The sequence below is a fragment of the Longimonas sp. genome (assembly GCF_046498435.1).
In the GTDB taxonomy this organism is placed as follows: domain Bacteria; phylum Bacteroidota; class Rhodothermia; order Rhodothermales; family Salinibacteraceae; genus Longimonas.
In genome coordinates this window covers 1-8,693 of sequence record NZ_JAWOAR010000034.1, presented here as the reverse complement: position 1 = coordinate 8,693, position 8,693 = coordinate 1, and the positions used below count along the sequence as shown (strand labels likewise).

Here is an 8,693-nt window from a genome sequence, read left to right as displayed (position 1 = left end):
GTAAAAAGATCAAGGCCCAAAGGATGACCGCAAGGGCCCCTGGAAGAACTGGGCCTGACTGTGCCCTCCGGTCCGCTACAATTGATCAAACTCACTCGCAGGCTCGCTCAAACAGGATCAATTTTCGAGCGCGTCCCTCCGGGCTTCGTCCGGGCGGCCCACTTCTTCGAGGCCGGAAGGGCTTCATACCGTGGGGAGGTGTGAATCCTGTAAACGAAATACCCCCAAACAGATGACCTGAATGCGGATCCAATGGCACGGACGATCCAGTCGATCTAGCAAAGGGGGAAATAATTGAACAAGTGGTGAAGCAGGCAAACCTCTTGCCAACAAAGTATCAAAGAGAAAGTTATGTGCAAGGACTAGCCTTTGGGGAGAAGGACAGGATGAGAGGAATACCAACTACTGTCACGATTCTGAGCTTCTGTAGTCGTTTCGGGCGCGTCTCAATCGAACCCAGAGGAGGCGAGCGATGTGAACCCCACCGCCGGGGACGCGGGCAGTCGTACGTGTTTAGCGACGTGCCGTCCAGGGGACGTGCAGTGCCAATGGCATTCGCCCCACAGATTGCCGGGGACGCAAGCGGTCCCCGGCTATGGATGCGGCAATGCCCACGCTACTCGTCGTCGGGCAGCGCACGCGGGGCACGCACAGGGGGAGCGGGCTCGTCGAGGACGGGGTCTTCCTCCGGCAAGCGCATCATGGCCTCTTCGATGGCACGGTCAAGCTGTGGATCCTCCCCCTCGATGACCTCGCGCGGCGTCTGCACAACCGGGATGTCGGGCGATACGCCCTCGTTTTCCACAGCCCAATTGCCATCGCGGTCGAAGAATCCGCCGCGGGGCACGGTCAGGGTGCCGCCATCCAAGAGCGGCGGCGTATCCCAAATCCCCACAAGGCCTCCCCACGTGCGGCGGCCTACAATAGGACCGATCTCCATCCGGCGGAACAGGTAGGGGAGTAGGTCGCCGCCGGAGCCTGCCGCTTCGTTCGCAATCAGGACTTTGGGGCCCCACACGCCCGCGCCCGGTGTGGTGAAGGGCGTGCGCTCAGCGATCGGGTTATTAAAGAAGCCGTGCAGCTCGCGCGACATGATATCCACCATGTAGTCGGCTGCCGACCCGCCGCCGTTGAAGCGCTCGTCGATAACCATGCCGCTGCGGTCTTGCTGCGCGAAGTAGTAGCGGTTGAACGAGTCGTAGCCTGCCTGGGCCGTGTTGGGCACGTAGACGTAGCCCAGCTCGCCGTCAGATTGCTCTTCGACATAACGGCGGTTGTCCTCGATCCAGGCACGCGTGCGGAGGCCCGAATCGCTGCCAATGGGCTCCACGGTCACCTCGCGGGCACCGTCGGTTGTTGGTTCGTCGTTTACAAGCAGTGTCACCGTGCGACCAGCGGTACCCTCAAACGGCGCGTAGGGGTTCATGTCGGTAGTGAGCGAGCGGCCTTCCACCGCCAGAATGTAGTCGCCCGTTTCTACGTCGAGGCCGGGTGCGCGCAGCGGCGCGTTCAGGTTCGGGTTCCACGCCTCGCCGTCGTAGATGCGTTCGATGCGGTAGCGCTCGCCATCGGCTTCGAGGTCGGCACCCAGGAGCCCTGTGCCAGGACCGTCGCCATCGGGCACGTCGCCGCCGCCCACGTAGGTGTGGCCCAGCGAGAGCTCGCCGACCATCAGCTCCAGCACGTAGTTCAGGTCATCGCGATGCCGCACATGGTCGACCCACGGCGCGTACAGGTCGTAGATATTTGGCCAGTCAAGGCCGTGGTAGTTCTCCACGTACAGATAGTCGCGGTGAAAGCGCCATGCCTCTTCAAAAATCTGCTGCCACTCGGCCGGAGGATCGACTGGCATCTCCACCCCCGACAGATCGAGCGCGCCGTCGCCGGGCGAGGGCGGCTGCGCCGTAGGCACAATGCCCCACTGCCCCTGCGCCTGGTACAACACTTGCTCGCCGGAGTGCGCGACCTCAAACTGCGTTACGCCCTCCAAGAAGGGTTTCGCTTCTTGCGCATCCAGCTGGTACTGGTGGATGTGCAGGCCGGGCGCGTTGGGCACCGACTCGCCCACGAACACCGTACCAGCGGTGCCCGCATGCAAGCTCTGATACGCCCGCTCGGGCAGATCCAGCGCCTGCGTGCGCTGCGCCAGCCCCTCGGGGTCGATACGGACGTCCACCTCTTCGTCGGAGCCGTTTTCTTCGTCCCCGTTCTGTGCGGAATCGCCGGTGGCCTCCTCATCGCTCTGCGGAAGTAGCGGCGAGGGCTCGTCGTCGCTTAGCACCGTGAGGTAGACGCTACGGTCGATGGGCCGCTCGTACGAACTCATATCGAGCCAGCCGGTGTTGAGGCCGTAGTCGGTGCTGGCCATGAAGTAGAGATACTTGCCGCTCGCATCCCACACCGGATTCACGGCATCGGCCATGCCGTCGCTCATCGCGATTGCCTCTTCGTCCTCCAGCGAGTACGCGTAGACGGTCCGAAACTGGCTGTCCAGGCGCTTGGCGTAGGCAATCCACTCGCCATCGGGCGACCACTGCGGGTTCATCGTGCGCCCGGGCGGGGTGTACAGATCCTGGTCGATGCGGGTGGTCTCTTCGCTCTCCACATCGAGCACCCACAGGTTGCGGTCGGTGTCCGTGAAGAGGAGGCGCTCGCTATCGGGCGACCACTGCGGGCGGTAGTAGAACACGTCGTTGGGCAGGGAGATGCTGCGAGCGTCGCCGCCCTGCTGGTTGGTGATGCGGAGCGCGTACTCGCCGTCGCGATCTGTAAACCAGGCGATCTGCGATCCGTCGGGCGACCATGCCGGATAGCGGTCTGCTGCGTCGGAGGCTTGCGACAGGTTTCGCCACGAGCCGTCCTCAGCAGGAATGGTAAAGATTTCGCCGCGGGCTTCCATCACCGCGCGCACGCCATTGGGGGAAAGGTCGGCATTGGAGGCCATCGGGCCCACCTCCTTCCACTGGCGCTGTGTCCACGGAAAGTCACCGCGGACCGTCACCTCAAGCTGGGCCTGCGTATCCTGCTGCAGATCGTGCCGGTGCAGGTAGCCGCCCTGCTCGTAGACGAGGGTCGAGCCGTCCACATCGAGCGACTTCACGTCGAAGTCGGTGTGGTCGGTGACCTGTGTGAGCGATTCGTCGTCCACGTTGTAGGCGTATACGTTCATGACCATGTTTTCGGCCCGGTCGGAGAGGAAGTACACCGTATCGCCCGCCCACACGGGCTGCGTATCGATGGTTTCCTCAAAGGGGAGCTCGGTATGCTCGTACGTTTCCATATCGAGGATCCAGATCGGGTGGACCTGTCCGCCCCGGTAGCCGCGCCAGTGGTCTTGCCACCGCGTAATGGGCTGGTAGACGAAGCGCTCGCCATCGGGACCAAACCCGCCCACATCACCGCGTGGAATGGGCAGCGGATCGGGCGTCGTGTCGCCTACGCCAATCGTCCAGAACCGCTGGTAGGAGGCTGGAGCCGAGTCGCGGCCCGAGGCAAAGACGATCTGCGAACCGTCGGGGGTCCAGCCTTGCACCGTGTCGGTACCGGGATGGTACGTAAGGCGCTCGGGTGTCCCGCCGTCAACGGAGACGACGTAGACATCGGTCTGGCCGTTGTAGCGTCCTGAGAATGCGACCTGCGATCCATCGGGGGAGAGCTGTGGGTTGGAGGCGACGCCTGCGAAGCTGGTGAGCCGCTCGGCGTCGCCGCCATCGAGCGGCGTGCGCCAGATTTCACCGGCGTATGCAAACACAACGGTTTCGCCCTCTACGCTGGGCGTTTGAAGCAGGCGCGTCCCCGCGTCGTCTTCCGACTGCGCGTGGACCAACAGGGGAAGACCAAACAGCATCAGCAGCAGACCTGCCAAGATGCGGAAGCGAAAAGCACGTAGCATAGGGCCGTAGGTGGGTGTGGGGAAACGGTGAACGGGCTATAACATCTCAACTTTGATGCGGGGTTGCAAGCGCTTCCTCTGGGATTTCTGGGGAATTGAAGCGACGTTCTGAACGCGTTTGGGCAAGATGCCAGAAATATGGGGTACCGCCTCCTCGACTACCGGAATATATTGCGTGTCAAGTTATCCCCCAGGTCGGGGTTCAGAACAAAACGGACTTGAGCCGATGTGCAGATCCTCCTGCATGCTGCTGTCACGAGAAATAGAACACGTATGTAATGGAACGCACCCGCTTATCGTGCCAAGCCAGGCGTAGGTCGGCTGCGCCCTGACTCACGTTCTCGTAGACCCAGACCTCGTCTTCTACACGATGCGGCTGCCCCATTTGCTGCTGCACAGCACTACGCTCCATGTCTACCTGGAGTCCATCTGGGGTGGAATAGAAGGATCCGTGTAGGCGCATCTGGATGAGAAAGCTGCGCGTATCGTCGCTTCGGATGTAGAGTTGCGCCTGCAATGCCGGATAATACAGCGTGCGCACCGTGTCTATCTGTCCGGCTGCATATGTATTAGGCACCACACGCACTGTAGTACGCAAGGGGGCCCCCAGCAAGTCCACAACATCGTCATCAGTGGTGGTGTCTGTGCTGTGCAGCGTATGGTTGATTAACTGGTGCACATCGGTTTCTGACGGACGCGCCGGGGCTTCGGCGGTGGGTTGATACATAATTGAAGGGGATGCAACTGTTGGCGAGGCAGGAGCCTCAAGAGAGGGGGCGGTGCTTCCGCATCCCCCCAATGCCAAACTACCCAGCGCCAAACTACCCAATGCCAAACTACCCAATGCCAAACTACCCAACATCTTCCACCTACGCGTTCTCGTCCACAAACCAGGCCAGGAAAGCATGAACATCCGTCGGTATGCTATGAAGACAATGTCTTTCCGTGTAGTGCTGTGTCAACCCTCATTTTGATGGTTACCCTGAAATCATTCCCCCACGAAGCCTGTCATGGTGAGCACGCGACGCACCGACAGCTGTCGGTGCGGAGCACGCCGAACCATCTCCTCGACGCTCAGCGGGGCGATAGGCGATTGAACGGCCCTGCCAACCTTGGGGAAGATCTTTATTCACTGCGTTCCTCAGTCGCTTCGCTCGTGTCAGGACTCCTACCGACGGCTGTCGGTATCCGCTCAAGATGACAGCATGTAAACGGGGCATGTTGTAACCCACACATTGACCTGTGACACAGCAGTAGTGCTCTGTCACAGATGATTCATGGGGTAAAGCATGAACTACCAACGCTTATAGTCATCCCGGACAAGGCGCCCCTGGCGCCGCTGATCCGGGATCTCTTGTGGCTTTCCATGACAATCATTCGCGTGAGCTACCCACACAATCACGTGTGACAAAGCACTATGCTTGTCCGCTGTGGTTGTGCGCTGTGCAAGGGAGGCGCTGAGATCCTTCCGCCGCTCCGCTCTGTCAGGATGACGGGGAAGGGCGGTATCGTGATGGTCTTTTTTGCATCCATGGTGCTCAACATGCAATCGCTCCATGGTACATGACAAAAAAAATTGCGAGCCTTCATATTAGCCCCGGGCATCAGCGCCTTCCTCGATCAGAGGCGTCGATCACAACCGTTTCAACTGGACTGCTGCACTGTCACGCTTGATTGTTTCCCGTTTGATCGCAAAATCCCTCCCCCTAAATCCCCCTCCTCCGAGGGGGACTTCATGAAAGCGCCCGCTGGTTCCTTCCTCCCCGGGGAGGAAGGGTAGGATGGAGGGGAAACCATTCATCTGAACCCATCCTTTTGGGGGCATGCCCCTATGAAGAGTCGTATGACTTTTGTCGTGTACTGTACAATCGCTCTGAAAACAACCGAAATTGATTGCTTAGCACGAGGCTGTATTATGGGTGCTAAACATTGCGAGATATATCGGTGGAGGCGGAGGTCCTAACACACCCACACGGGCGGGTTGAGGCGGTCGGGGTAGGCGGATGCGAGATACGATCGGAACTGCGAAAGCTGGTTGCGATCGAGCCCCAGCACTTTGGCAATGCGCCGGATGCTCAGGTAGTCGACACCCTCGCCCTTCGCCTCGTCGCAGTACATCATGAGGCACACGTCGAGCGTTTCGATCTGCTCATCGTCAAGAATAGCCGGAGCGGTCGTGTCGCCGCGCGGCTCCAGGTTTTGGGCTGAGCGCCGCTCGTAGTCGAGCTCCGACGTCTGCCCGAAGGAGCGTACGATAGCCTCCGTCTCGTCGAGCGAGGTCGTGTCGCGACAGGCCTGCGCGATTTCGTTGCGCTGCCACACCGCCTCAAACGGATACGTGCGCACGAGCGGACTCTCATCGGTCAGTTCCACCTTCATGCCGCTGCTGCGAATCTCGGCGGTGCCCCGGTAGCCCAGCGCCGCTGCACATGTCATGCCCGACACCTCGGACGGCAACCACTCAAACGCGCTCATGAAGTCGGATGCGATGGCTTCGGTGATGGGCTGCGGCTCAGCGTAGTCGGTGTCGAGCGGGAGTTCAGTTCTGATGTCGGCCATGTGCGCTTCGGTCAGCTCGCCGTCAAGGCCGAAGCCCGCCACCGCCACGTGCACATCGACGGGGGCATCGTACATGCCCGCGAGTGCGAGACCGTCGGCGGTGGGGCTGCGAAGGGTCTCCTCGTCGCCGCGTGCCAGAATATCGCCGCCCACATCCACCACCACAATCTCCTCGAAGCCGTGCAGCGCGTGCAGTTCGCGCACCTGGTCGCGTACATGCTTCGCCCCGCGCCGGATGTTCATAAGGTAGTAGCTCACGCCAAACGTATCCGCCAGACGCGGAATGAACGTGACTGCAGGGTCTTTTAGCGCGCTGGTCCCGCTGATGGCGTGGTTTTGCGTGCCCACCGGCGTGATCGCCGCAAAGTCGCCGGGTCCACGCGGACCGGGACTCGGATCATAGATGGTGCGCTCCCACACAATTGTGGCGTAGGCAACCTCGCTCGGGTCGAATCCTAACGTGCGGGCGACCATGAGTGCTGCCAGGGCGTCGCCGCCCCCGCCTCCGGCTACAACGAGGGTGCGTTTTGAGGAAGACATAGGCTTGACGTGCGTTCGAAAAATGAAGTGCCGCCTAAACCGCACGCCCAATCGGTCGTTGCACGAGAACTGCGGGGATGTCTCACATTCCTGCAACATTGCAGCAGCCTGCTGGCATCCCCCTGTGTTTGTACCAGATCCGTCACGTTGTGGCGGGGGCCACATGCCGCTTTAGCGATGCCTGTTCGCATCTATCTTCTTCAAAATAGCCGCTTGATACAATGCATATTATCGCAACTGTGGGTCCCGACAACACCACCAAAACGGTACTTCCTTTCGTAGCCGCCAAAGGCGCGATGAGCCGTGGCGAGACGGTCGCTATTTTTGCGATGCAAGAGGCCACCTATCTGGGCAGCAACCGCCATGCTGACCTTTCGGAGCTGAAGGCGCCTGGTCTGCCTGTGGTGCAGGATGTGCTGAATGCGCTGCTGGAAAACGACGCGCTGGCCGAGTTCGTTGTGTGCGAGCCGTGCGCCAAGGCGCGAGGCATCCAAGAAGACGACCTGGCCGACTGGGCCACATTCGGTGGTGCGGGCGACATGGCGCGCCAGGCTGCGGAGCACGATACCAGCCTCACGTTTTAGCGCTACGCCCCAGCATCCCTCTATTTTAGTTTCTTTTGCTGATAACCCTTCGTGCCGTTTATGGCTCAACAACCTTCCATGTACACCGATGTCTCTGACGTAGGCGAGTTTGGCCTCATTGCCCATCTGCGAGATACGCTGGGGCCCGATGTGCCCGACGATGTGCTGACCGGCATTGGCGACGACGCCGCCGTCATCCGGCAGCCCGACGGGCGCGTGCAGGCCTACACCACCGACTCGCTCATCGAAGGCGTGCACTTCGACCGCACCTTCATGCCGATGGAGCACCTCGGCTTTAAGCTGATATCGGTGAACGTAAGCGATCTGGCAGCGATGAACGTATCGCCCGAATACGCGCTGATCACGATTGCCATCCCCAAAAACATTACGGTGGAGCACCTGCGCACCCTCTATGAGGGCGTTAAAAAGGCGTGCGATGCGTATGGCATGACCGTTGTCGGTGGCGACACCACCAGCGCCCATGCGCTTACGCTGTCGGTAACGGCCTGGGGATCAGCCGAAGCGGAGGCTGTGGTGCAGCGTTCAGGCGCGCAGGTGGGCGATGCGATCTGCGTCACCGGCGATCTGGGCGCCTCGTACGCCGGACTCAAGATCCTGGCCGATGAGCGCAAACGGTTGGAGGACGAGGGCGACGACTTCGAGCCGGCTGTAGATGCGTTTCCGTATGTGATTCGCCGCCACCTGGCCCCGCCTGCCCAGGAGGCCTCGGTGCGGCGCTGGCGCAACGCGGGCTTTCGGCCCACGTCACTCATCGACATCTCGGACGGACTCTCCTCGGAGGTGCATCACATCTGCGAGGCCAGCGGAGTCGGGGCGCGGCTCTTTGCACCCGCGCTGCCCGTCCACCCCGAAACGCGCAGCGTGGCCGACCACTTCGGCGAAGATGTGGACGTGTATGCGTTCTTCGGGGGCGAGGACTACGAACTGCTCTTTACCGCCGATGAATCGGACCTCGACGTGCTCGACGAGACCACGTACACGATCATCGGCGAGATCACCGATGCCTCGAAAGGCGTGCTCGTGGAGCAGGGCGACGGCACTGCCATTCCAATGCAGCCCGGCGGCTTCGACCACTTTGATGAGGGCGACGACGGAGC

At 61.0% G+C, this 8,693-nt stretch carries 5 protein-coding genes; 2 read left to right on the top strand and 3 right to left on the bottom strand.

Features of this window, described 5'->3' with window-relative positions; all coding sequences use genetic code 11:
* Positions 1-616: 616 nt before the first annotated feature.
* The 3 genes from R6U20_RS01425 to R6U20_RS01415 all read right to left on the bottom strand — a co-directional run bounded on the left by R6U20_RS01425 (position 617) and on the right by R6U20_RS01415 (position 6,991).
* Positions 617-3,892, bottom strand: coding sequence for a PDZ domain-containing protein (locus R6U20_RS01425; RefSeq protein WP_410336088.1), 3,276 nt, complete (start codon positions 3,890-3,892; stop codon positions 617-619).
* A 253-nt stretch (positions 3,893-4,145) separates the two neighbouring features.
* On the bottom strand, positions 4,146-4,619 hold the full coding sequence (locus R6U20_RS01420; RefSeq protein WP_410336087.1) for a hypothetical protein: 474 nt from the start codon (positions 4,617-4,619) through the stop codon (positions 4,146-4,148).
* Between the two features lie 1,232 nt (positions 4,620-5,851).
* Positions 5,852-6,991 (bottom strand): DUF1152 domain-containing protein, encoded by a 1,140-nt coding sequence (locus R6U20_RS01415; protein ID WP_410336086.1) that lies wholly within the window; start codon positions 6,989-6,991, stop codon positions 5,852-5,854.
* Between the two features lie 221 nt (positions 6,992-7,212).
* On the opposite strand from R6U20_RS01415, the gene R6U20_RS01410 reads away from it, so the two are divergent.
* Positions 7,213-7,575, top strand: coding sequence for a DsrE family protein (locus R6U20_RS01410; RefSeq protein WP_410336085.1), 363 nt, complete (start codon positions 7,213-7,215; stop codon positions 7,573-7,575).
* A 60-nt stretch (positions 7,576-7,635) separates the two neighbouring features.
* Positions 7,636-8,693 (top strand): thiamine-phosphate kinase (thiL, locus tag R6U20_RS01405; RefSeq protein WP_410336084.1); only part of this gene is annotated, 1,058 nt, incomplete at its 3' end.

Bases quoted from the DNA above. Each gene is read 5' to 3' on its own strand.
- R6U20_RS01425 (WP_410336088.1), bottom strand. From the start codon at position 3,892: ATGCTACGTGCTTTTCGCTTCCGCATCTTGGCAGGTCTGCTGCTGATG.
- R6U20_RS01420 (WP_410336087.1), bottom strand. From the start codon at position 4,619: ATGTATCAACCCACCGCCGAAGCCCCGGCGCGTCCGTCAGAAACCGAT.
- R6U20_RS01415 (WP_410336086.1), bottom strand. From the start codon at position 6,991: ATGTCTTCCTCAAAACGCACCCTCGTTGTAGCCGGAGGCGGGGGCGGC.
- R6U20_RS01410 (WP_410336085.1), top strand. From the start codon at position 7,213: ATGCATATTATCGCAACTGTGGGTCCCGACAACACCACCAAAACGGTA.